Annotated in this window: 18 protein-coding genes and 1 pseudogene; 7 read left to right on the top strand and 12 right to left on the bottom strand. The window is 66.2% G+C overall.

Going from position 1 to position 23,198, the window contains the following annotated elements:
- Window positions 1-46 precede the first annotated feature (46 nt).
- Complete coding sequence (locus tag DQG17_RS00880) at window positions 47-1,321, bottom strand: DEAD/DEAH box helicase (RefSeq protein WP_116130876.1); 1,275 nt, start codon at window positions 1,319-1,321, stop codon at window positions 47-49.
- A 406-nt stretch (window positions 1,322-1,727) separates the two neighbouring features.
- Window positions 1,728-2,693: a glycosyltransferase family 2 protein gene (locus tag DQG17_RS00875; protein ID WP_198666001.1), complete on the bottom strand. Its 966-nt coding sequence runs from the start codon at window positions 2,691-2,693 to the stop codon at window positions 1,728-1,730.
- Between the two features lie 141 nt (window positions 2,694-2,834).
- Between DQG17_RS00875 and DQG17_RS00870 the strand changes: the two genes are divergently transcribed.
- The 7 genes and pseudogenes from DQG17_RS00870 (at window position 2,835) to DQG17_RS00845 (ending at window position 9,032) form a co-directional block, all read left to right on the top strand.
- Window positions 2,835-3,968, top strand: a complete 1,134-nt coding sequence (locus tag DQG17_RS00870) for a carboxylate-amine ligase (protein WP_116130874.1) — start codon at window positions 2,835-2,837, stop codon at window positions 3,966-3,968.
- Window positions 3,968-4,639 (top strand): DUF2161 domain-containing phosphodiesterase, encoded by a 672-nt coding sequence (locus tag DQG17_RS00865; RefSeq protein WP_198666000.1) that lies wholly within the window; start codon window positions 3,968-3,970, stop codon window positions 4,637-4,639. The genes DQG17_RS00870 and DQG17_RS00865 overlap by 1 nt, the downstream gene beginning before the upstream one ends.
- Window positions 4,640-4,757: 118 nt before the next feature.
- Entirely contained in the window at window positions 4,758-5,381 is a 624-nt protein-coding gene (locus DQG17_RS00860; protein WP_116130873.1) for a L,D-transpeptidase, read from the top strand.
- A 115-nt stretch (window positions 5,382-5,496) separates the two neighbouring features.
- The gene (locus DQG17_RS00855) at window positions 5,497-6,639 is read left to right on the top strand and encodes an acyl-CoA dehydrogenase family protein (protein ID WP_116130872.1); all 1,143 of its coding nucleotides are present in this window, start codon (window positions 5,497-5,499) and stop codon (window positions 6,637-6,639) included.
- Window positions 6,636-7,619, top strand: a pseudogene (locus tag DQG17_RS22120) (enoyl-CoA hydratase/isomerase family protein); the annotation flags it as partial. The gene DQG17_RS00855 and the pseudogene DQG17_RS22120, both read left to right, overlap by 4 nt.
- 63 nt (window positions 7,620-7,682) lie before the next feature.
- Entirely contained in the window at window positions 7,683-8,561 is an 879-nt protein-coding gene (mmsB, locus tag DQG17_RS22115; protein ID WP_369908008.1) for a 3-hydroxyisobutyrate dehydrogenase, read from the top strand.
- A 147-nt stretch (window positions 8,562-8,708) separates the two neighbouring features.
- Window positions 8,709-9,032, top strand: a complete 324-nt coding sequence (locus DQG17_RS00845; RefSeq protein WP_116130870.1) for an excinuclease ABC subunit A — start codon at window positions 8,709-8,711, stop codon at window positions 9,030-9,032.
- Window positions 9,033-9,074: 42 nt separating this feature from the next.
- Here the strand turns inward: DQG17_RS00845 and DQG17_RS00840 are convergent, their stop codons facing one another.
- The 10 genes from DQG17_RS00840 to DQG17_RS00795 all read right to left on the bottom strand — a co-directional run bounded on the left by DQG17_RS00840 (window position 9,075) and on the right by DQG17_RS00795 (window position 23,153).
- Window positions 9,075-9,497 carry a GFA family protein gene (locus DQG17_RS00840; protein ID WP_116130869.1) on the bottom strand — a complete coding sequence of 141 codons (423 nt, stop codon included), beginning with the start codon at window positions 9,495-9,497 and terminating at the stop codon, window positions 9,075-9,077.
- Window positions 9,498-9,821: 324 nt separating this feature from the next.
- A complete protein-coding gene (gene uvrA / locus DQG17_RS00835; protein WP_116130868.1) occupies window positions 9,822-12,683 on the bottom strand; it encodes an excinuclease ABC subunit UvrA in 2,862 nt (953 codons plus the stop codon).
- A 229-nt stretch (window positions 12,684-12,912) separates the two neighbouring features.
- Window positions 12,913-13,116 carry a glycine zipper 2TM domain-containing protein gene (locus tag DQG17_RS00830; protein ID WP_116130867.1) on the bottom strand — a complete coding sequence of 68 codons (204 nt, stop codon included), beginning with the start codon at window positions 13,114-13,116 and terminating at the stop codon, window positions 12,913-12,915.
- Window positions 13,117-13,291: 175 nt separating this feature from the next.
- Window positions 13,292-13,501, bottom strand: a complete 210-nt coding sequence (locus DQG17_RS00825; RefSeq protein ID WP_232829284.1) for a glycine zipper 2TM domain-containing protein — start codon at window positions 13,499-13,501, stop codon at window positions 13,292-13,294.
- 174 nt (window positions 13,502-13,675) lie between these two features.
- On the bottom strand, window positions 13,676-15,070 hold the full coding sequence (gene lpdA, locus DQG17_RS00820) for a dihydrolipoyl dehydrogenase (protein ID WP_116130866.1): 1,395 nt from the start codon (window positions 15,068-15,070) through the stop codon (window positions 13,676-13,678).
- 241 nt (window positions 15,071-15,311) lie between these two features.
- Complete coding sequence (locus DQG17_RS00815; protein WP_232829283.1) at window positions 15,312-15,878, bottom strand: DUF924 family protein; 567 nt, start codon at window positions 15,876-15,878, stop codon at window positions 15,312-15,314.
- A gap of 68 nt (window positions 15,879-15,946) precedes the next feature.
- Window positions 15,947-17,212: an MFS transporter gene (locus DQG17_RS00810; protein WP_116132512.1), complete on the bottom strand. Its 1,266-nt coding sequence runs from the start codon at window positions 17,210-17,212 to the stop codon at window positions 15,947-15,949.
- Window positions 17,213-17,376: 164 nt separating this feature from the next.
- Complete coding sequence (locus DQG17_RS00805; RefSeq protein ID WP_116130864.1) at window positions 17,377-18,657, bottom strand: TAXI family TRAP transporter solute-binding subunit; 1,281 nt, start codon at window positions 18,655-18,657, stop codon at window positions 17,377-17,379.
- A gap of 86 nt (window positions 18,658-18,743) precedes the next feature.
- On the bottom strand, window positions 18,744-19,799 hold the full coding sequence (queA, locus tag DQG17_RS00800; RefSeq protein WP_116130863.1) for a tRNA preQ1(34) S-adenosylmethionine ribosyltransferase-isomerase QueA: 1,056 nt from the start codon (window positions 19,797-19,799) through the stop codon (window positions 18,744-18,746).
- A 3-nt stretch (window positions 19,800-19,802) separates the two neighbouring features.
- Window positions 19,803-23,153, bottom strand: coding sequence for an AsmA-like C-terminal region-containing protein (locus DQG17_RS00795; protein ID WP_157973473.1), 3,351 nt, complete (start codon window positions 23,151-23,153; stop codon window positions 19,803-19,805).
- Window positions 23,154-23,198 lie beyond the last annotated feature (45 nt).

Genomic DNA, 23,198 nt, shown 5'->3' with positions numbered 1-23,198 from the left:
GCGGGGCAGATCCCTGCCCCGCCCCCGATTTCCTCTGGCGCTATCCTCAGGCGGCGCGACGACGCCGCGGACGCTTCGGTTTCGCCGACGGCGATTTCGAGTAGTTCGCGGGCGCCGGTTTCTGACCGCGACGCTGCGGCGCGCGGGGACCGCGGCCGGACTTCTCGGCACCATTGCTGGCACTGGTTCCGGTCGGACGGGTGCCGCTGGCAACCGGGATCTCGATCTTCATCAGCTTTTCGATCTGGCGCAGCTGATCGATCTCGTCGACCGAACAGAACGCAATCGCCTCGCCTTCCAGACCCGCACGCGCGGTCCGGCCGATCCGGTGGATATAGTTGTCCGGCACCTCGGGCAGGTCGTAGTTGACCACATAGGCAACGCCCGGAATGTCGATGCCGCGCGCCGCAACGTCGGTCGCAACGACGGTCTTCACCGTGCCATCGCGGAACGCCTTGATCGCCCGGTCCCGCTGACCCTGGCTCTTGTTGCCGTGGATCGAGGTGGCGTTGAAGCCTTCGGACACGAGGGTCTTCATCAGCTTTTCAGCCCCGTGCTTGGTGCGGGTGAACACCAGCGTCAGCGCCTCGCGGTCCCGCGACAGGATCTCGCGCAGCTTCACAAGCTTGTCGGCCCGGCCGACGAAATGGACCGACTGAGAAACCTTGTCGGCCGCCTTGCCCGGAGGCGCGACCTGCACGCGGCGCGGATCCTTCAGATAGGCACGGCTCAGCTCCTCCATCTGCTTCGGCATGGTGGCCGAGAACAGCATGGTCTGGCGCGGGGTGCCAAGGCGCGGGGCGATCTTGCGCAGGGCGTGAATGAAGCCGAGGTCCAGCATCTGGTCGGCCTCGTCCAGCACCAGATGGCGCACGCTGCCCAGATCGACCGCACCGCGGTCCATCAGGTCCATCAGCCGGCCAGGCGTTGCCACCAGGATGTCGACGCCACGCGACAGCACGTTGATCTGCCGGATGATCGATTGCCCGCCCACAACGGTCGTGACCCGGATCCGGGATCCGTCGGTCAGCACGCGCAGGTTGTCGGCAATCTGGTTCACCAGCTCGCGGGTCGGCGCAAGGATCAGGGCCTTGGCGGTCTTGGGCGCGGGTTTGCCCGGTTCGGCCAGCAGGTGGTCGACCAGCGGCAGACCGAAGGCCAGCGTCTTGCCGGTGCCGGTCTGGGCAAGGCCGAGAATGTCATGCCCTTGCAGCGCCAGCGGAATTGCCTGGTTCTGGATCGGGGTCGGTTCGGTAAAGCCGGCGCGCTTCAGCGCCTCGTTGAGTGTCGGTGTCAGGCCGAGCATGTCGAAATCGAACAAGTGTTATCCTTCTGAGTCCGCACCGGCCCAACGGCCCGCGCAGAAATATCGCATGGCCGCGCAGATGCGCGGCGCACGTGGGGTCCGCCCGACCTCGAGACCAGGGGAGCGTTTCCCACCCTGTCCGGCCTTGCGTCGAGAACCCTGCGTGAATGGGAACTGGAGGTATTTGGTGCGCTGATGTCCCCCTGTCGGGGCACGGCTTGCTCACGCGGCAGCGCAGCGTCACGGCCCAAGTGGGGCATCGGCGCCAATATGTCAAGCGTTCCCTTTGGCATGGCTGCCGAACCGGACCGGCAGTGCCTGCGCCCCGGCACCATGAAAGTGCCGGTGGAGCCGGTCCGCAATGACGGACAGGGGCGGCGATCGCGTGGCGGTCAGGTCAGATCCGGTGGTCCGCCCCGCCTCACTTCGCCTTTTCGGTATGAAACTTGGACGCGTCCGGATCATAATGGCTGCTGGTGGCGCCAAAGACGCCGCGAAACCGGCCCATGGCGATGCCAAGCTTGTGCGCGGCCTTGGCGATGCCGTACTTGCCGGTCACGGGGAATGCGATGACCAGAAGGATCGCATCGACGATCCGCATCACCCCCTGCAGCACGCTGCGCACCGGGTCCTTGCGGTTCAGGATTACCGCATTGGTCGCCTGATCGCGGGCGCGTTTGTAGTGATAGGTCAGAGTCAGCCGCTTTTGCGGCGTCGGTTCCTCGACAACGGCGTCAGGGACCCAGCCGATGCGGCCGCCCGCCGCCTTCATGTCGAGGCTGAAGCGTGTATCCGAACCGCCGGTATACTGCAGCGCTTCGTCGAACCGCACGCCAAGCCGGCGCTGCGTGGCAAGCCGCAGGCACCAGTTGTTGGTGTAGATGTTCATCTCGCCCTCGGTGCCATCCGCGACCATCCGGCGGCGATCCCTGTTGCGGCGGTCCGAGCGGTATTGCAGATGCTTCAGCACCGCCTCGTTCCAGCCCGTCATCGCGCCCTCGGGCGCGATCAGCTGCACCGGCGCACCGGCAAGATCGAGCGCGCGCGCCTCGACCCCTGCGATCAGTTCGACCAGCCAGTCCTCGGTCACCACCTCGTCGTCGTCAACAAAGGTCAGGAAATCGGCACCGGCCTCCAGCGCCATGTCGAGCACCTTGTTGCGGCCCATGGGGATGCCCGGCCGCGGTTCCAGCTCCAGCCGCACGTCCTCGGGGACCTGCGCGCGAAACGCCTCGATCTGGTCTGTCACGCCAAACTCGGTGTCGTTCTCGGCGAAGACAAAGATCAGGCGCGCGCCATCGGGCCGGCGCATCCGGGCAAAGCTGTCCAGCAGATCGCCGAACATCTTCGGCCGCCGACGGGTGATCGCCCCCACTGCAATCAGCATGTCGTTCCTTTCGCTCTCGCCCATGCCTCGGCCTAACCGATCCCGGGCGGCATTCCAACCGGGACCGTCTTGCGCACGGTGGGCCGCTCTGCCACCTTTTACCGGCGCCATGGCACGAGGGTGCCGCAGGGGGAGGAGCAGATGCCACACAAGGACCCCGCCCTCAGCCTCGGGATCGAGGAGGAATACCTGCTGGTCGATGCCGAGACGCTGGAACTGGCCAATGCCCCAGAGGCGCTGATCGAGCAATGCGCCGACGCGATCCAGGGCCAGGTCAGCCCAGAGTTCCTGCAATGCCAGATCGAGGTCGGCACCAAGGTCTGCGCCGATGTCGGCGCAGCCCGCAACGACCTGAAGCATCTGCGCGCCACGGTCGCGCGCTGCGCCGCTCGCCACGGGCTGGCGCCGATCGCGGCCTCGTGCCACCCGTTCGCCGACTGGAAACAGCAGATCCATACCGACAAGACCCGCTATAACGAACTGGAACAGGCGCTGGCGGGCGTCGCGCGGCGGCTTCTGATCTGCGGCATGCACGTCCATGTCGGGATCGAAAACCAGTCTGTCCGCATCGACCTGATGAATCAGCTCAGCTATTTCCTGCCGCATCTGCTGGCGCTGTCGTGCTCCTCGCCGTTCTGGATGGGGCAGGACACCGGGCTTTCCTCCTATCGGCTGACGGTGTTCGACAACCTGCCCCGCACCGGGCTGCCGCCGCGGCTGAACTCCTGGGCCGAGTTCGAACGCACGACCGGCATCCTGATCGAGCTTGGCGTGATCGAGGATGCCAGCAAGATCTGGTGGGATCTGCGCCCCTCGTCCCGGTTTCCGACCATCGAGACCCGGATCTGCGACGTGCCGACCCGGGTCGAGGACACGCTGATCGTGGCGGCGCTGAGCCAGTGCTTTACCCGGATGCTGTGGCGGCTTGCGGCCCGCAACCAGCGGTGGCGGATCTATGACCCGGTGCTGATCGGCGAAAACCGCTGGCGGGCACAGCGTTATGGCGTCAACGAAGGGCTGATCGACTTCGGCCGCCACGAGATCGTGTCGTTTGCCGATCTGGCGCAAGAGATCGTCGAGATCCTTGCCGAAGACGCCGAGGCGCTGGGATGCCTGCCCGAGATCGAGGCGGTTCCGGCGCTGGTCGCCCGCGGCAACAGCGCCGACCGCCAGCGTGCCGTCCGCGCCGAGCGGCTGGCCGCGGGCGACGACCCCGAACAGGCGATGCGCGCCGTGGTCCGCCACCTGATCGACGCATTCCACGAGGATTTGTGATGGCGCCACGGGTGGCGGAAACCGAACTTTACGCCCCGGTCAAGGCGTTGCTGGAGGCGCAGGGCTTCGAGGTCAAGGCCGAGGTCGTCGGCGCTGACGTGGTCGGGCTGCGCCCGGGTGAAAAGGTGCCGGTGATCGTGGAACTGAAGGCCGGGTTCTCGCTGACGTTGTTCCATCAGGGCATTGCGCGCCAGGCCGTGACCGACGCGGTCTATCTGGCGGTGCCGCACGGCGGGGGCCGCCCGTTCCAATTGGCACTGCGCCGCAATCTGGGGCTGTGCCGGCGGCTGGGGCTGGGCCTGATGACGGTGCGGCTGCGCGACGGCCATGTGCAGGTCCACCTAGACCCCGCCCCGTTCCGGCCCCGCAAATCCGCCCGACGGCAGGGCCTGCTGCTGCGCGAATTCGCCCGCCGCGAGGGCGATCCGAATATCGGCGGCAAGGCACGCGGGCCGCTGATCAGCGCCTATCGCCAGGACGCGCTGCGGCTGGCGGCACATCTGGCCGCGGCAGGGCCAAGCCGCGGCGCCGAGGTTGCCGGGGCGACGGGGGTCGCTGCGGCAACGCGGATGATGGCGACCGATCCCTATGGCTGGTTCGAGCGCGTCTCTCGTGGCGAATACCGCCTGACGATTGAGGGCCACACTGCCCTTGACGGATCGGCGGACTGACCACACGTATCTTCACGACCACGTGCACCGCGCTGTCGAGGCTGGAAAAAATATTGCGATCTGACATATTCACGAAAAAAGATCAAAGCGACTCGAGCAGCTGAACAGGACTATTCGCATGACCTTCTCCCTTTCCCGCCGCCGCCTGCTGGCCGGCATTGGCACCCTGCCGATCCTTGCCGCCCCAATGCTGGCCCGCGCCCAGAACTATCCCACCACCGACAACCCGACCCAGGAATTTGCCCCGGTCGATCCGAACTATCGCCCCGATACCGGCGCCAGCCGCAATATCTCGAGCTTCCAGAGCCGGAACTGGCAGGACCATTTCGAGGCGCTGAACAACGGCGCAATCCTGTGCGACATCGACAGCCGCGCCCTGCACTATTGGAGTGGCGACGGCGAGACCTATCGCATCTATCCGACCTCGGTGCCGCTGAGCGAGGAACTGACCCGTCGCGGCTATACCGAAGTGGTGCGCAAGAAGGTCGGGCCGGACTGGCGCCCGACCCCGAGCATGCTGGAACATGACCCGAACCTGCCGCGCTATGTCGCCCCCGGCCCCGGCAATCCGCTGGGAACCCACGCCATGTACCTGACCTGGCCCGCCTATCTGATCCACGGGACCCACGACACCCGCAAGATCGGCCGCCCGTCGTCGTCGGGATGCATCGGGCTTTACAACGAACAAGTCGCCGAGCTTTACGCGCTGGTCGAGATCGGCACGCAGGTGCGGCTGATGTAACCCGCCGCAGGGGGATTTCCGCAAGGCCAACCGGCGCGGTTTCCCCTTGCACCCGGCCCCTCCCCGTCGGACCTTGAGCGCGTTTCAAGGTTCTGACGGCTCTGGGAGGAGGCAAATGGACTTCGCACTTTCTGAAGAGCAATCCGCCATATTCGACATGGCGCGCGCCTTTGGCGCGGAACATATCGCGCCCTTCGCCCGTCGCTGGGAATCCGAGGGCACGATCCCGCGCGAGCTTTGGCCGCGGCTTGCCGAACTGGGGTTCGGCGGGCTCTATGTCTCCGAGGACAACGGCGGATCGGGGCTGAGCCGGCTTGACGCCACGCTGGTGTTCGAAGCGCTCAGCATGGCCTGCCCCTCGGTCGCGGCGTTTCTCTCGATCCACAACATGTGCGCGGCGATGATCGACCGCTATGGCTCCGAGGCACTGAAGGCGCGCTTCCTGCCGGGCGCCGTATCGATGGATACGGTGCTGTCCTATTGCCTGACCGAACCGGCCTCGGGCTCGGACGCGGCGGCGCTGAGGACCCGGGCCGTGCGGACCAACGAGGGGTTCGAGGTGACGGGCACCAAGGCCTTCATCTCGGGCGGCGGCTATTCGGATGCCTATGTGGTCATGGCCCGCACCGGGGCGGATGGTCCGAAAGGCATCTCGGCGCTGGTGGTCGAGGCCGGAACCGCGGGGCTCTCGTTCGGCGGGCTCGAGGACAAGATGGGCTGGAAAAGCCAGCCGACACGGCAGGTGCAGCTCGATGCCTGCCCGGTCCCGGCCGGGAACCTGCTGGGCGAGGAGGGGCGCGGGTTCGCCTATGCCATGGCCGGGCTCGACGGCGGGCGGCTGAACATCTCGGCCTGTTCGCTCGGCGCGGCGCAGGCGGCGCTCGACGCGACGCTCGGCTACATGCGTGAGCGCAAGGCCTTTGGCCAGTCCATCGACCAGTTTCAGGCGTTGCAGTTCCGTCTGGCCGACATGGAGATCGAGCTGCAGGCGGCGCGCACCTTCCTGCGTCAGGCGGCCTGGAAGCTCGACCAGGCAGCGCCCGACGCCGTCGCCTTTTGCGCCATGGCCAAGAAATTCGTGACCGAGGCCGGCAGCCGGGTCGCCGATCAGTGCCTGCAGCTTCATGGCGGCTATGGCTATCTGGCCGACTACGGGATCGAGAAGATCGTGCGCGATCTGCGCGTGCACCAGATCCTTGAAGGCACCAACGAGATCATGCGCCTGATCGTGGCGCGCCAACTGCTGGGCAGGACATGACCGACGTATCCATCCGCACTTCCGGCCGCGCCGGCCGTATCACCCTGACCCGCCCGGGCGCGCTGAATGCCATGAGCTATGACATGTGCCTGCAGATCGACCGGGCCCTGAAAGCCTGGGCTGTGGACCGCGAGGTGGCGCTGGTCGTGATCGACGCCGAGGGCGAGAAGGCATTCTGCGCCGGTGGCGACATTGCCGAAATCTATGCCACGGGCCGGGCAGGCGATTATGGCTATGGCCGCCGGTTCTGGCACGACGAATACAACATGAACGCCCGGATTGCCCTGTATCCCAAGCCGGTGGTCAGCTTTCTGCAGGGTTTCACCATGGGCGGCGGGGTCGGGCTTGGCTGCCACGGCTCGCACCGGGTGGTCGGCGAGACCAGCCAGATCGCCATGCCGGAATGCGGCATCGGCCTGATCCCGGACGTCGGCGGTACCCGGCTGTTGTCGCGTGCACCGGGACGGCTGGGTGAATACCTTGGCACCACAGGCGCCCGTATGGGTCCGGCAGATGCGATCCGTGCAGGCTTTGCCGACAGCTTCGTGCCGCAGGATGCCTGGCCCGGGCTGATCGACCGGCTGGAACAGACCGGCGAGCCCGGCCTGATCGCCGCCGCGACCGAGCCCCTCGCGGTCGGGCCGCTGGCTGCCGCGGCAGACGAGATCGACCGGCATTTCGCCGGCGGCGATCTTGCCACCATCCTCGCAAGCCTCAACGCGGCGGACACTGAATTTACCGTCGCCGCGCGCAAGGCGCTGCTGCGCGGCTCGCCGCTTTCGATGGCCTGCGCGCTCGAATTGATCCGCGCCCTGCGCAGCGGCCGCAGCGGCATCCGCAATGCCCTGCGCCACGAATACCGCTTTACCTGGCGTGCGCTCGAACAGGCGGACTTTCTCGAAGGCATCCGCGCCGCGATCATCGACAAGGACCGCAAGCCGGTCTGGCGCTATGGCATGAAAGAGGTGACGCCCGAGACGGTGCTGGCAATGCTCGCCCCGCTCGGCCAAGACGAGTTGAAGTTCGAAGGGGAGAGAGAAACCATGAAGATCGGATTCATCGGGTTGGGGAACATGGGCGCGCCGATGGCGGCCAATCTGGCCAAGGCAGGCTATCAGGTCACCGGTTTCGACCTGACCGCGCCCTGTCCCGAGGGGGTCACCCCCGCCGAGGCGGCAACTGACGCCGCAAACGGCGCCGATGTCGTGATCACCATGCTGCCGAACGGCAAGATCCTGCGCAGCGTCGCCGCCGAGATCCACCCGGTGATGTCGCAAGAGGCAATTCACCTCGATTGCTCGACCGTCGATGTCGACAGCGCCCGTGCCGTGGCCAAGGCTGCCACGGAGGCCGGGCTGATGGCGATCGACGCCCCGGTCTCGGGCGGGGTCGGCGGCGCCACCGCCGGTACACTGACCTTCATGGCCGGTGGCCCCGAGCAGGCATTCGCCAAGGTCGTGCAGCTGTTCGAGGTGATGGGCCAGAAGGCTGTGCACTGCGGTGATGCCGGTGCCGGACAGGCCGCCAAGATCTGCAACAACATGATCCTTGGCGTCACCATGATTGCCACGTGCGAGGCCTTTGCGCTGGCCGACAAGCTGGGACTCGACCGGCAGAAGATGTTCGACGTGGTCTCGACCTCTTCGGGTTATTCCTGGTCGATGAATGTCTATTGCCCTGCCCCGGGCGTCGGTCCGACCTCGCCTGCCGACAATGACTACAAGCCCGGATTTGCCGCCGCATTGATGCTGAAGGATCTGCGGCTAAGCCAGCAGGCCGCCGAGGCGGTCGATGCCGACACGCCGCTGGGGCTTGCCGCAACCCGGCTCTACGAGACCTTTGTCGAGGTCGAGAGCGGCGGCGAAAAGGACTTCTCGGCCATGTTGCCGCGCTTCGAGAAACGCGGCCGTCCGTTCAGCTGAGGTCAGATCGGGCGCCGCCGCCGGGCAGATCCCCGTGCGGCGGTGGCGCCATCGGCCGTCTGGGGCCAGGCGGTCGAGGACCGGCGGAACAATGTGCCGGTCCGGAACGTTGTCCTTGCATCAGACGCCGTCATGAAAGGCTCACCCATGAAAACCACCGCCGGTCTTGCCGCGATCCTTCTGGCCATCGGTCTGTTTCCCGGACTGTCGCAGGCCTCGCCCAATGGCTGCCCCCCGGGTCTCGCCAAGAAATCGCCGGCCTGCGTGCCACCGGGCCAAGCCAAGGCACCACCGCAGTATCGGCAGGGTGACCGGATCGACCACGACTATATCCTTGTCCGCGACCCCGGACGCTATCGGCTGGACCGTAATGGCAATTATGTCGTCGTTGGCGATTATATCTATCGGATCGACCCGCAGACCAACAAGGTGATGAACCTCATGGGCGCGATTGCCGATCTGCTGAACTGATCCCGCCCGCGCGCTTCGGCAACAGACAGACCGGGATGGAACTCAATCCGGGATGAACCGCATCACCCCAGACACCCCCCGGCCCTTCGGGGCATCGCAGGGGTGGTTGATGCCGTCGAGCACCGGCACTTCTGGGAAATCGAAGGGGCTGACACCGTCGAGGCACGCCACGTTGATCCCCAGTTCATTGGGGTTCGACCGACGCTGATGGTGGGTGTAGATCCCGCAGACGGCACAGAAGTAGTGTTTCGCGACGCCGGTGTTGAACTGGTAAAGCGTCAGGTGGTCTTCGCCCTTCACGATTTCCAACCCGTCGACGGGCGCCGACACCGAAATTGCGCCGCGCATACGGCACATGGAACACGAACAGCGGCGCGCCGTCTTCATCCCGTCGGTCAGCCGCACCCGGAAACGCACTGTCCCGCAATGGCAACCGCCGTCTTGCCAGTCCTCGCTTTCGCTCATTGCAGCCTGTCCCCGGTCAATTCCACCCGCTTCGGCCAAGTCTGAGCCCGGCCCGGGACGGTTGCAAGTCAGGCCCGCGCTCCCGGTACCGCCGGACGAGGCGACGCAGATGGCCTGCCCGGAACTTCAACACCATCACGGCGGATCGGCCGGGATTTCAGGCGCCATGTCAAAGGCCCTGCTCCCGCGGCGCCACCTGTGCCCCACAGCGGCTGCGCCCAAACGCAGCCCTGGACGTCGGCGCGCGCAGCGCGCCCGGCCCGACGGGAGAAGATGCCAAACGGCATCGACGACGGGCGGGCGGGCCCTCGGCCCAATCCGGCGCTACTCCGCCGCCACCCGCCGCGCAGCCTCGAGCATCGGTTTCAGATAGTGCCCGGTATGGCTTGCGGCCACGTCGGCCACCTGCTCGGGCGTGCCGGTCGCCACCACCGTGCCGCCGCCATCGCCGCCCTCGGGACCGATGTCGATGATCCAGTCGGCGGTCTTGATGACGTCGAGGTTGTGTTCGATCACCACCACCGTATTGCCCTGATCGACCAGTTCGTGGAGCACTTCGAGCAGCTTGCGAACGTCTTCGAAATGCAGCCCCGTGGTCGGCTCGTCGAGGATATAGAGCGTGCGGCCGGTCGAGCGCCGGGCAAGCTCCTTGCTCAGCTTCACCCGCTGCGCCTCGCCGCCCGACAATGTCGTCGCCTGCTGGCCAACCTTGACATAGCCGAGCCCGACCCGCACCAGCGCATCCATCTTCTCGCGGATCGAGGGCACGGCCTGGAAAAACACCTGCGCATCTTCCACTGTCATATCAAGCACATCGGCGATGCTTTTGCCCTTGAACTTCACCTCCAGCGTCTCACGGTTGTAGCGCGCGCCATGGCAGGTCTCGCAGGTCACATAGACGTCGGGCAGGAAGTGCATCTCGATCTTGATGACGCCGTCGCCCTGACAGGCCTCGCAGCGTCCGCCCTTGACGTTAAAGCTGAACCGCCCGGGCTTGTAGCCGCGCGCCTTGGCCTCGGGCAGGCCCGCGAACCAGTCGCGGATCGGGGTGAAGGCGCCGGTATAGGTGGCGGGGTTGGATCGCGGCGTGCGCCCGATGGGGCGCTGGTCGATGTCGATCACCTTGTCGAGCAGTTCCATTCCCTTGATCGTCTCGCAGGGCGCCGGGGTCTGGCGCGCGCCGTTCAGGCGCATCGAGGCGGTCTTGAACAGGGTTTCGATGGTCAGGGTGGACTTGCCGCCGCCCGAGACGCCGGTGACGCAGACGAACTTGCCCAGCGGGAAATCGGCGGTCACGTCCTTCAGGTTGTTGCCGGTCGCCTTCACCACCGTCAGCTTCTTGCCGTTGCCGGTGCGCCGTTTTGCGGGCACCGCAATCTCGCGGGCGCCTGACAGGTACTGGCCGGTGATCGAGCCCGGATCCTCGGCAATCGTCGCGGGCGTGCCGTGCGACACCACCCGTCCGCCGTGGACCCCGGCGCCGGGGCCGATGTCGAACACATAATCGGCCTCGCGGATCGCTTCCTCGTCATGCTCGACCACGATCACCGTGTTGCCCTGATCGCGCAGGTTCTTGAGTGTCCCCAGCAACCGGTCGTTGTCGCGCTGATGCAGCCCGATCGAGGGTTCGTCGAGCACATAGAGCACGCCGGTCAGCCCCGATCCGATCTGGCTGGCCAGACGGATCCGCTGGCTTTCGCCCCCGGACAGGGTGCCTGCGTTGCGCGCCAGCGTCAGGTATTCGAGCCCGACATTGTTGAGAAACCCCAGCCGCTCGCGGATCTCTTTCAGGATGGCGCGGGCGATCTCGTTTTTCTGTGCGGTCAGCGCCTCGGGCACCGTGCCGATCCAGGCGAAGGCGTCGCGGATCGACATCTGCACCACCTGACCCGCGTGCAGGCCCGCGATCTTGACCGCCAGCGCCTCGGGGCGCAGCCGGAACCCGCTACAGGCCGCGCAGGGACGGTTGTTCTGATAGCGTTCGAATTCCTCGCGGATCCAGTTGCTGTCGGTCTCGCGATAGCGCCGCTCCATGTTGGGGATCACCCCCTCGAAGCTGCGCGTCACCTGATAGACCCGGCCACCCTCGTCATAGCGGAACTCGATCTCTTCCTCGCCGGAACCGCGCAGGAATGCGTTCTGCACCTTCTCGGACAGGTCCTTCCAGCGCGACGAGGGCTTGAAGCCATAGTGCCGCGCCATCGCCTCGATGGTCTGCAGGAAATAGGGCGACTTGCCCTTGCGCCAGGGTGCCAGCGCGCCGTCGGCGATCGTCAGCGTCTGGTCGGGCACGACGAGGCGCTCGTCGAAGAACAGCTCCATCCCCAACCCGTCGCACACGGGGCAGGCACCGAAGGGGGCGTTGAAGGAAAACAGCCGCGGTTCGATCTCGGGGATGGTAAAGCCCGAGACCGGACAGGCGAAGTTCTCGGAGAAGGTGATGCGTTCCGGCTCGCCCTCGGCCGGCGCGGTTTCGAGAATCGCAATGCCTTGGGCCAGATCGAGCGCGGTGCGAAAACTATCGGCAAGCCGGGATTCCAGCCCTTCGCGCACGACGATCCGGTCGACCACCACGTCGATATCGTGGCGGAACTTCTTGTCGAGCTTCGGCGGCGTGTCGAGCTCGTAGAACTCGCCATTCACCTTGACCCGCTGGAACCCCTGCTTGCGCAGATCCAGCATTTCCTTGCGGTATTCGCCCTTGCGGTCGCGCACGATGGGCGCCAGCAGGTATCCGCGCGTGCCCTCGGGCAGCGCCAGAACCCGGTCGACCATGTCCTGCACCTGCTGCGCCTCGATCGGCAGCCCGGTCGCGGGGCTGTACGGCGTGCCGACGCGGGCAAACAGCAGCCGGAGATAGTCGTAGATCTCCGTCACCGTGCCGACGGTCGAGCGCGGGTTCTTCGAGGTCGTCTTCTGTTCGATCGAGATTGCCGGGGACAGGCCGCTGATGTGATCCACATCGGGCTTTTCCATCATGTCGAGGAACTGGCGCGCATAGGCCGACAGGCTTTCGACATAGCGCCGCTGGCCCTCGGCATAGATCGTGTCGAAGGCAAGGCTGGACTTGCCCGACCCGGAAAGCCCGGTGATCACCACCAGCTGGTCGCGCGGAATGTCCACGTCGATGTTCTTAAGATTGTGTTCGCGCGCCCCGCGAACCTCGATGAACTTCTGTTCGGCCATGGCTCACCCCGTGACGATAGCGCCAGACATAGGCGAGCCGGGCGGATTCTCCAATCGGAAAATGAGAACAAAGAGTAAACTCAGGGCAGAAGCACCGGCCTGTTACCGCCGATTGGCCGACACAGGCCAAAAGTCAGGCATATGTTGCCGCGCGGGGCCTCCACCCGGCAGGGGCAGGATGGAGGCCTAAGTCTAGCCCTCGGAGGACGGAACGCCCCCTGTCGGCAGGTCAGCGGGCATTTGCGCCGATGGCAGCACCGGCCGCCGCGCCTGCGACGGTCATCGCGGTCTTGCCCTGGCCGCTGCCGAACTGGTTGCCCGCGAGGCCGCCGAGGGCCGCGCCGGTCGCCGCATTGATACCCTGGTTATCGGTGCAGGCCGCCGTCGAAAGGGCCAGCAGTCCGAGGACGAAAAAGGGGATAGCTCGAGTCATGATTATTGGGTCTCCATTGCCAGTGGCCTGTCGTAACCCTACTGGCAGCACCGTCAAGCATCTGAAACGAGACGCAACGACGCTCGGCAATATCCGGCCCCACTTATCCCCTGCCCGGCCGGACCGGACAGGGAAATCCCCGTCGATTGGCTACTGCGCGGCATTCCAACCGCTTTCAGCGGGCATTCGCCCCGATCACGGCGCCGGTGGCGGCGCCAGCGACGGTCATCGCGGTCTTGCCCTGGCCGCTGCCGAACTGGTTGCCCGCGAGGCCGCCGATGGCCGCGCCGGTCGCCGCGTTGACGCCCCTGTTGTCGGTGCAGGCGGCTGCCGTCGACAAAACAAGCAATCCAATTGAAATGAAAGACAGGGTGCGGGTCATCATCGTCATCTCCTCCGTTGCTCGGATTATCTGGCGCCACGACCGTGCGGGGCGTCAAGTAAAGACAACTCCGCAGCGTCAATTCCGTTCCGGAACGCGATGCGATGTCGGTCAAAAGCGATGAGGGCGCCCGTTGCGGGGCGCCCTCGGGGTCGATGTGACTGTACCAATTGGAGTCTAGAAGTGGATTGCCCGGCCATAGGCGTCGAGCGCGCTTTCGTGCATCATCTCGCTCAGCGTCGGATGCGGGAAGACGGTCTCGAACAGGTCTTCCTCGGTGGTCTCCAATGTGCGGCCGATGACATAGCCCTGGATCAGTTCGGTCACCTCGGCGCCGATCATGTGGGCTCCCAGAAGCTCGCCGGTCTTGGCATCGAACACGGTCTTGATCAGACCCTCGGGTTCGCCAAGCGCGATGGCCTTGCCATTGCCGATGAAGGGGAACTTGCCGACCTTCACCTCGTAGCCGGCTTCCTTGGCCTTGGCCTCGGTCATGCCGACGCTGGCGACCTGCGGATGGCAATAGGTGCAGCCCGCGATGCTGCCAGGCTTGATCGGATGCGGGTGCTGGCCGGCGATCAGTTCGGCGACCATGACGCCCTCGTGGCTTGCCTTGTGGGCCAACCACGGCGCACCGGCGATGTCGCCAATGGCGTAAAGCCCTTCGACCCCGGTGCGGCAGTATTCATCCGTCACCACATGGGTGCGGTCGACCTTGACCCCCAGCGCCTCCAGCCCCAGCCCTTCGACATTGCCGACGATGCCGACGGCCGAAATGACCGTATCGACCTCGATCTTCTCGACCTTGCCGCCGGTTTCGACATGGGCGACGACCTTGTCGGCGGACCGGTCGAGCTGTTTCACGGTGGATTTTTCGAGGATCTTCATCCCCTGCTTGGTGAAGGCCTTCCTGGCGAAGGTCGAGATCTCGACATCTTCGACGGGCAGCACACGGTCGAGCACCTCGACCACCGTCGTGTCGGCGCCGAGCGTGTTGAAGAAGCTGGCGAATTCGATGCCGATGGCGCCCGATCCGATGACCAGCAGCTTTTTCGGCATATGCGGCGGCTTCAACGCATGACGGTAGGACCAGACCCGCTTGCCGTCGGCCTCGAGCCCCGGCAGGTCGCGCGCCCGTGCCCCTGTCGCCAGCACGATATTCTTCGCCGCCAGCTCCTCGGTCCCCTTCTCGGTCTTGACCGAGACCTTGCCGGGCGCGGTCAGCGTCGCCTCGCCCATGACGACCGTGACCTTGTTCTTCTTCAGCAGGCCCTTGACGCCTGCCGACAACTGGCCTGCGACCTGGCGCGAGCGCTTGACCACCGCGTCGATGTCATAGCCGATCGCATCGGCCTTCAGGCCGAATTCCTTGGCGCGGTGCATCAGGTGAAACACCTCGGCCGAGCGCAACAGCGCCTTGGTCGGAATGCAGCCCCAGTTCAGGCAGATCCCGCCCAGGTTCTCGCGTTCCACGCAGGCAACGTTCAGTCCCAGCTGCGCTGCACGGATTGCCGCAACATAGCCGCCGGGACCGGCGCCGATCACGATCATGTCGAAAGTCTGTGCTGCCATCTCGGCCCCTCCGCATTGACAGGATAGTTTGGCATTAAACTATTTTTACGCACGCGCGAAGCCCTGTCGCCGCGAAACTCTGCCGCAAGGTCCGATAGCCGGCATTCTTGATGCGCATGGCTGAACGCCACGAAAAATGCCCCCGAGGAGCGCTCCCCGGGGGTCACAGATCGGGTCAAACGGCCACCGGAGCACGCGCGGAACGGGCCCCGAAACGGTGTCCCGGTCGGCGCATCGGGCCTCAGTCCTCGATTTCTTCCACCACCTTGCTATAGCCGCCGGCTTCGAGGAATTTCTCTTCGACCGGCAGGGTCATCCGGCCCAGGGCCGCATTGCGGAACGGAAAACGCCCGAACTTGCGGATGACCTCGCGATGGGCGCGGGCATGCCGCAGGTTCGCCTCGCCGGTCTCGGGCATCCGCAACGCCAGCAACCGCACGCAGCGGTCCTGGTCGATCAGGTTTTCGGAATGCATCAGCGGCAGATAGAAGAACTGGCGCTGCGGTTCCGGTATCGCCAGATCCCAACGCCGGTCGATCGCGAGCTTGGCCACGCTGCGCGCCATCGCATCGGTTCTAAAGGCCCGGGCATCGCCGCGGAACATGTTGCGGGGAAACTGGTCTGTCAGGATCAGGAAGGCAAAGGCGCCCTCGGCGCAGTTGACCCAGGAATCGAATTCCCGTTTTCCGGCCGCCTCCCATGCGTCCTGGAACCGGTCACGGATCTTCGCATCCAGCGCCTCGTCGACGGCGTACCACCCCGTTGGTCCCACCTCGTCGACCCAGAAGGTCGTAATGTCCTGTGGCATGACGTTTGTCATAATCTCTCCCTATTGCCACCTTCTCTGCCCTGAGATCGTCCCCTGGAATCGGCGCGTCAATCGCCCGTATTCCCGACCCCTCCGTCCTGCGCCGAATCGAGGAAAACCTCGCGTGCCGCATCGACGACGACAGCCGTCGCCGATGGCAGAACGGGCGGGTAGTGGCCGGTGTCATCGACAGGAACCGCCGACGTCCGGGTCATCCGCCAAGCCGCGTAGAGGGCCATCGTAGCACATAGAACCGTCAGTAACAGAAAGAACCCCTGGGGTCCGGTCGCGGTCATGATCCAGCCGGTTGCGAGCGGTCCCATGATGGCACCGATACCGTTCAGAAACAGCATTCCCCCGGAGGCACCGGCCATGTCATCGGTCGTGAGCCGGTCGTTGGTATAGGCCAGAAGAAGCGCATAGAGCGGGTTCGACGAGCCGCCGATCAGGAACCCCGCCGCCAGCAGCGCCCAGTAATCGCCGCCGAATATCATCCCCAGCAGCGAGGCAAGCGCGCAGAGCGCCGCGGTCAGAAGGATCAGCAGCCGCCGGTCCATCCGGTCCGACAGCCAGCCGATCGGGTATTGCAGCACCATGCCGCCCATATAGATCGTGGCGATGAAGCCCGAGATCTGCGCCACGCTGAGCCCGGCCTGCGAGCCATAGACCGAGGCCATCCCGAAGGTGGCCGAGAACACGCCCCCCATCAGCAGCACCCCGACACAGCCGAGCGGCGAGATCTGCCAGAGTTTGGCAATTCGCATCGGCCGCGTGGTTTCGAACGCCGGGGTCGGCGTGACCGCCAGCAGGATCGGCGCGAACGAGATCGAGACCAGTACCGAGGGAATGATGAACAGCGCAAAACCCGCCGGATCGGCCACCAGCATCAGCCCCTGGGCCGCGACGATCCCGGCCATCTGCACGATCAGATACAAGGACAGCGCCTGGCCGCGGCGTTCGTTGGTGACGGAATTGTTGAGCCAGCTTTCGGCGGTGACATAGACCCCCGACAGGCAGAACCCCATCGCGACCCGGAACAGCGCCCAGGCGATCGGGTTCGGAAACAGCGGATAGAGCACCAGGATCGCCGAAACGAACGAGCCGTAGGCGGCGAAGACCCGGATGTGGCCGACCCGCCGGATCAGCCAGGGCGTCGTCTGCGACCCACCGAGAAACCCGACGAAATAGGCGGACATGATGATCGACATCGAGAAGGTCGAAAACCCCTCGAGCCCGCCCCGGATGCCCAGCAACGTGCCCTGCAGGCCGTTTCCGACCAGCAGCAGCAGGATCCCGAAAAGGAGGGCCCAGGTGGAGGCGAGAACTTGAAACATGTTTCCCATCGGTCCGACGCGGGGCGTCGGCGGTTCAGGCCGGTTCGGCGGTTGAGATCGGTCAGGGGGCACCGCCTATCCGAGATAGGGTGTAAATGCACCGCGCCAAAGCGACATTTCAATGCAGATCACCGGATCTGTGGCTCTCGGGCTTCGGTCTCGGGTCAACCCGGTGTCGCGGGCTCGCCCAGTCGCTCGATCTGGCGCGCAATCCGACGGCGCACCAGTTCGACATGCATCCGCGCGTCATAGGCCCTGCCGCGGAACGCCGGCGGCAGCCGCAGCGATCCCAGCGCGTCGTCGATCTGCGTCAGTTCGAGGTCGAGCGCCATCACCTTGGCCGGGTCTTTCAGATGCGCAAGCTGGTCCTCGATTTCCCGGATCCGTTGATAATGGCGCCAGACCCGCCGCCGCATGCTCCAGGTATACGCCAGGGGCAGCGACCGGATCAGCGGGATCAGCACGAACAGAAGCGGCACGACCACCACCAGCACCTGGCGGATCTGGGCCGCGACCCAATAGGGCAGGAAACTGTGGTAAAAGCTCTGCCCCTCCTGGATCAGCTTGGCCGCCCCGGGATCGATCGGCATGTCGACCCCCTCGAGGGTCGGATATTCGCCTTCCTCAGTGAAGATGCCGTGGCCGCCGTGGATCTCGCGCGCGGCCAGCATCAAACGGTCGATGACCGCCGGATGCAGACCGGGCCGGGCCACGAGCCTTGCCTGCAGCACGATGACATCGAGCGGCAGCGCCGGTTGTACCGGATCGAGCGAGATCGCCCCGGACGGCACGGTGGCGACATTGCTGTGCGGCAGCCGGACCGAGATGCCCAAGGCATGGTCGAGCGGCAGAACCCGCACCTCGGGGGACTCGAGCAGGACGCGCACATAGGGCGCGGCCAGCGGGGCGACGAAAAAGGCGACATCGACGTCGCCTGCCAGCAACGCCGCGGCCGCGTCGGCCCCACCCAGATCCACCATGCGGTTCGTCCGGTCGAGCCGCAGCAGGTCGTTCCATTGTTCGACCGCCAGTTGCGTGCCCGATCCCGGACCACCGCTGGCAATGGCAAGGTCGCGCCAGATGCCGGGATTGGTCGGCACCGCACCATCGCGGCGCACGAGGATCAGGACCGGTTCGGGGAAGACCGCGGCCAGCGCCTCGAGCCCCGAGCCGTCAGTGGGCACCCCGCCCTGCAGCAGACCGACCTCGGCCCGGCCATCGGTCAGCAATGCGAGGTTCTCGACAGACCCCGCGGATTCGAGGATATCGACCGCAATACCGTCGCGGGCCAGAATCTCGCGATAGCGTTCGGCGACCAGCCAGTATCCGCCATCCCGTGGCCCGGCAGCAAAGCTGACCCGAGCCGGCGGCGGCAGATCCCGCAGCAGCAGAAACAGTGCCAGAATGCACAGCAGGATTGCACCGAGAACGAGCCAAAACCGCATGACGTGCACTCCCCGACCCGGCGGGCGGCCGGCCACCGGGCAAGCCTGCCACAGGCCGCCGCGTCGTCACAAGCCCTATGGCCGGTTCAGGCCTCGCCCGGCAGCAGCAACGAGGCATCGCCGTAGGAGAAGAAGCGATAGCGATGCGCAATGGCGTGGCCATAGAGCCCGAGCATCCGGTCGCGCCCCATCAGCGCCGAGACCAGCATCATCAGCGTCGATTTCGGCAGGTGGAAGTTGGTCATCAGCGCGTCGGTGGCACGAAACCGGAAGCCGGGGGTAATGAAGATGTCTGTCTCGCCCCGCCAGGGTGCGACCCCAGCCTCGCCCGCGGCACTTTCGATCAGCCGGCAGGCGGTGGTGCCAACCGGGATGATCCGCCCGCCCGCGGCGCGCGTGGCGTTGATCTGTTCGGCGGCTTCGGCCGAAACCTCGCCCCATTCGGCGTGCATCCGGTGCTGCGAGACGTCATCGACCTTCACAGGCAGGAAGGTGCCGGCGCCGACATGCAGCGTGACCTCGGTCGTCTCGACCCCCATTGCCGCGATGCGGTCGAGCAGCGGGCGGTCGAAGTGAAGGCTGGCGGTCGGCGCGGCCACGGCGCCTGAATGGCGGGCAAACACGGTCTGGTAATCGGTGCGGTCGCGGACGTCGGCGGGACGCCGGGCCGCGATATAGGGCGGCAGCGGCATGGCGCCGGCACGGTCGAGCGCGGCATCGAAATCGCGGCCGGTCAGCGAGAAATCGACGAAAAGCTGGCCGTCGGCCCGGCCAAGGACGCGGGCGGCAAAGCCCTCGCCAAAGTCGATCTCCTCGCCGTCGCGGATCTTGCGGGCGGGTTTGGCCAGCACCGCCCAGCTGCCGTCGCCATGCGGTTCGAGCAGCGTGATCTCGATGTGCGCGGCACTTTCCCCCTCGACGCCATGGCGCCGGCGCAGCCCGCTCAGCCGGGCCGGGATCACCTTTGTATTGTTCAGAACCAGCCGGTCGCCCGGGCGCAGGAACCCGGGCAAATCGGCGACGATGGCATCGCGCGTGGTCTCGCGGCCCGCAACCAGCAGCCGCGCGGCGCTGCGCGGGCTGGCGGGCCGGGTCGCGATCAGATCCTCGGGCAGCGTGAAATCGAAGTCAGACAGCAACATGGCTCAGCGGCTCCGCTTTGGCGGCGCGGCGCGGAACAGATCGCGGAACATGCCCGGCGTCAGCACCGACAAGGGATCGACCTCGACACTCGGGTCCTTGGCACGGCCCCGCAGGCGATAGTTGAACCCAAACAGCCCCTCGCCCTTGCGGGTGAACATCTCGCCAATGGCATTGACCAGATAGACAGGCGACAGCACCCCCCGCATGTCGAGCCGATCGTTGCCCATGTCATAAGTTCCTTCCATCGTGATGCCGATCGACGGCCCGACCGCGGAGGAGCGTGTGACCTGCAGTATCTTGGGCGTCAAGCGAAAGACCGCCTCGACATCGGTGAACAGAAGTCCCGCGCCGTTCAACTCGTCGATCAGCCCGACGACGCTGATCGCGTTCAGAAGGCCCGCGAGGGCGTTGGCGCTTTGCACCCTCATGCCCTTGACCTTCAGCCGGCCATCATAGCTGCCCGCGCCCTGAACAGAGTCGAGCGCAAGTTCCAGCGCGCCGCCGCGGGCCATCTCGAACATTCCGGCCGCACGCAGCACCGAGCCCGCATCATTGGCCGACAGCCGGATCGACGGCCCGTTCGGACCCTGCGCCAGCGTGCCAGAAACCGGCGCCTCGCCGTTCAGACGGCCCTCGAACCGCCCCGACAGCCCCTGGGTCCCGTTCAGATCGCTGCGAAAGCCGGTCAGCGCGATCTTGTCGCTGACGATCAGCCGGTCGAGGGCCAGGGTGATGGGCGGTGCCTCGCCGCCACTGTCGCCGGACGGCGCCTTGCGCAGATCGACGGTGCCGCCGGTGACCGAGACCGTGGGCAGGCGGTCCGGGCCGCGGCCGAAGAGCGTCAGCGGGGCATCGAGCCAGCCATTGACCGACACCCGGGTGAAATTGGCCTGATCGAGGCTTCCCTGCGGCGACAGGCTGATCGCCCCCTCAGCCGATAGCCCCGGCGCCTGGATCGACAGCAGGTTGATCGTGACCGGGCTGCCAAGCCGCGCCGCGACCTGCAGCTTTCCGGCGGTCGCTGCCGGTTTCGACCACCCAAGCGGCGGCAGCGCAAGGCCGATCCCCTTGAGGTCGCTTTCGAGCGTCAGAACCGGGGGGCGGCCTTGCGGCAGTTCGACCCGGAAACTGCCGGTACCGGCACCTTTGACCATCCCCGCCGGCAGCCCGATCTCCAGCCGCTCGACCGCATCGGCACCTATCGTGGCGGTTCCCACGACAGCCGGTGCCGCGGCATCGGTCCCGAAGGGCAAGGTGAAGCTCGCGTCAAGCGGCACGCCCTGCAATGTCGCCGCCCCGGCAAGCGTCAGCCCCGTGTCGTCGACCGAAAGCGCAAGTTTGGGCGCCGCCACCACCTTGCCCGGCACCAGACGGTCCGAGCGAACGTCGCCGAGCGTTCCGGTGAAATCGAAGTGCACCGCCCCGGGGGCGATCGGCTGACCGATCGGCAGACGCATCGTGCCCGTGACGCTTGCCTGCCCTGTGGCCAGATCGACCGGCTGGTTGGCCTTTTTCAGAAACTCGAACGGCGGCTGGTCGAGCAGCGACAGCGCCGCGGTGACAGGTCCGCGCGCAACAAGATCGACCTGTGCCGGCGACGGCTGGCTCCGGGTCTCGAGAATGCGGAAGGACGAGCCGGAAACGTCGATGCTCCCGCCCTCGGGCGGCGTAATCTGACCGCGGTCCGCCGTGACCGCGAAATGATGCGGATCGACCGCAGCAAAACCTGCGGCCCCGGTTACCGGCGGCAGCGTCGGCATGAACCGGACCGCGGTATCGCGAAACTCGAAGCTCAGGGCGAAATCGGGCTGCTGGCCCTGGTCGAACCGGATCCCGGCGGCGCCGTTGTACACCGTGCCGCCCGTCAGGTTTTCCACCACCCAATCGCGCGGCCGCGGCGCCAGCACGAGCGGCCAGAGCGCCGGGAGTTCGGCCGCGGAAACCTGATCGACGCCAAGCCCCAGATCGACGTGCCAGCCGCCCTTGTCCGCCGTGACCCGGCCATCGCCGCTCACCCGGGTCGGGTCGCTGCCCTCGGCGCCGGCCGAGATCACGTACATCTGGCCGATATCGATCTGAAACGGATCCAGACCGATCCGCGCGTCAATGGCCCCGTCGCCAAAGCTGACCGGCTGCTCGAACAGCCCCGGCGTGTCGATCACCACCTTGGAGAACCGCACCTGTGCCAACAGCGCGGTCGGCCATCCGGTGGCGATCCCTTCGAGGTCGGCATGTCCCGTCGCCTCGACCGTCAGATAGGACGAATGCAGGTTGAGCGCGTCGAAGACCAGCCGGCCCTGTTGCGGCAGATAGCGGAAATAGGTGCGCGCGCCGTCAAAGCCGATCGGGCGCGCATCGGCATTGGGCCGGAAGACACCGGCGCCGATCTCGAGCGTACCGTTGAAGCCGCCAAGCGCGCCGTCCGGGGTGACGCCCGCAATCAGCGCGCCAGAGACCGGTGCATCGAGCGGCTTCAACCATGACAGCGTCGGCGCCTGAAGCGAGATGATCCGGGCCGGCACGCCCTGAACCAGCGCCGAAAGCTGTGCCTCCGATGTGGCCTTTTGCGCAGTCAGCCGCAGCGCAGCCGTCGCGGCGGGGGCCTGCGCGTCGCTGGATGCACGCGCGCCCTCTGGCGGCGGCAGCAGCAATGACACCGAAGCGTCGATTGCGCTGTCGCTGTTGGTCAGTGTCAGCGCGCCGTCCTCGATGCGCCACAGCTCGCCCGCGCGCAGATCGTCGAAGTCGATGTTGAGGCCCGCGATCTCGATCCGCTCGACCGGCGCCATCGCCGGCAGGGCAAAGACCCGTCTCAGCGCCGAAACCGCATCGTCTATCGATCCGAAGCTCACCGCCGCGCGGCCGGTCCTGAAGCCGAAGTCGATCTTGCCGTCCGGGTTGCGACGCAGCGACACCGAGGCATCGTCGAGAAGCAGCGCCCGCGGTCGGACATGGCCGCGCCACAGCGCCGCCGTGTCAAGCGAAACGCTCAACTGCGGAACGACCGCCAGCGCCGTGCCGTCGGGACCAGCCACCGTGACGTCGCGCAGCGCCACCTGCGGCCACTCGCGCGGTTCGAGCCGCAGCACAACCTCGCCCACCTCGACCTTGCCGCCGCCAAGCCCGCGCGACAGCACGTCGTCCAGCCGGTCGACGACGAATCCCGAGATCACCAGATCGCGGCCCGACAGCATGACGCTGGCGAGCCACATCACAGCGATCAAAAGCACCGCCACATCGAAGGCGATGATCAGAATCCGGACCACCGGGTGGCGACGGCGGGCAGCGGCGGCACGGCGCCTGCCCGCCGGCTTGCCCGGCGGCTGGTTCGGCATGTCTTCGCTGGGTGTCACTGTGTCCTTCCGCCTGGGCTTTGCCCGCTGCTGCATTCTTGCCCG

Source organism: Tropicimonas sp. IMCC34043 (genome assembly GCF_003390845.1).
Taxonomy (GTDB): Bacteria; Pseudomonadota; Alphaproteobacteria; order Rhodobacterales; family Rhodobacteraceae; genus Tropicimonas.
This window is presented reverse-complemented; position numbering and strand designations above follow the sequence as displayed.

Coding starts and splice junctions, on each gene's coding strand:
- DQG17_RS00810 (WP_116132512.1), bottom strand. CDS start 17,212: ATGTTTCAAGTTCTCGCCTCCACCTGGGCCCTCCTTTTCGGGATCCTG.
- queA (WP_116130863.1), bottom strand. CDS start 19,799: ATGTTGCTGTCTGACTTCGATTTCACGCTGCCCGAGGATCTGATCGCG.
- DQG17_RS00825 (WP_232829284.1), bottom strand. CDS start 13,501: ATGATGACCCGCACCCTGTCTTTCATTTCAATTGGATTGCTTGTTTTG.
- DQG17_RS00865 (WP_198666000.1), top strand. CDS start 3,968: ATGGCGCCACGGGTGGCGGAAACCGAACTTTACGCCCCGGTCAAGGCG.
- DQG17_RS00870 (WP_116130874.1), top strand. CDS start 2,835: ATGCCACACAAGGACCCCGCCCTCAGCCTCGGGATCGAGGAGGAATAC.
- DQG17_RS00855 (WP_116130872.1), top strand. CDS start 5,497: ATGGACTTCGCACTTTCTGAAGAGCAATCCGCCATATTCGACATGGCG.
- DQG17_RS00860 (WP_116130873.1), top strand. CDS start 4,758: ATGACCTTCTCCCTTTCCCGCCGCCGCCTGCTGGCCGGCATTGGCACC.
- DQG17_RS00875 (WP_198666001.1), bottom strand. CDS start 2,693: ATGCTGATTGCAGTGGGGGCGATCACCCGTCGGCGGCCGAAGATGTTC.
- DQG17_RS00805 (WP_116130864.1), bottom strand. CDS start 18,657: ATGCGGTTTTGGCTCGTTCTCGGTGCAATCCTGCTGTGCATTCTGGCA.
- DQG17_RS00840 (WP_116130869.1), bottom strand. CDS start 9,497: ATGAGCGAAAGCGAGGACTGGCAAGACGGCGGTTGCCATTGCGGGACA.
- mmsB (WP_369908008.1), top strand. CDS start 7,683: ATGAAGATCGGATTCATCGGGTTGGGGAACATGGGCGCGCCGATGGCG.
- uvrA (WP_116130868.1), bottom strand. CDS start 12,683: ATGGCCGAACAGAAGTTCATCGAGGTTCGCGGGGCGCGCGAACACAAT.
- DQG17_RS00830 (WP_116130867.1), bottom strand. CDS start 13,116: ATGACTCGAGCTATCCCCTTTTTCGTCCTCGGACTGCTGGCCCTTTCG.
- DQG17_RS00845 (WP_116130870.1), top strand. CDS start 8,709: ATGAAAACCACCGCCGGTCTTGCCGCGATCCTTCTGGCCATCGGTCTG.
- lpdA (WP_116130866.1), bottom strand. CDS start 15,070: ATGGCAGCACAGACTTTCGACATGATCGTGATCGGCGCCGGTCCCGGC.
- DQG17_RS00815 (WP_232829283.1), bottom strand. CDS start 15,878: ATGCCACAGGACATTACGACCTTCTGGGTCGACGAGGTGGGACCAACG.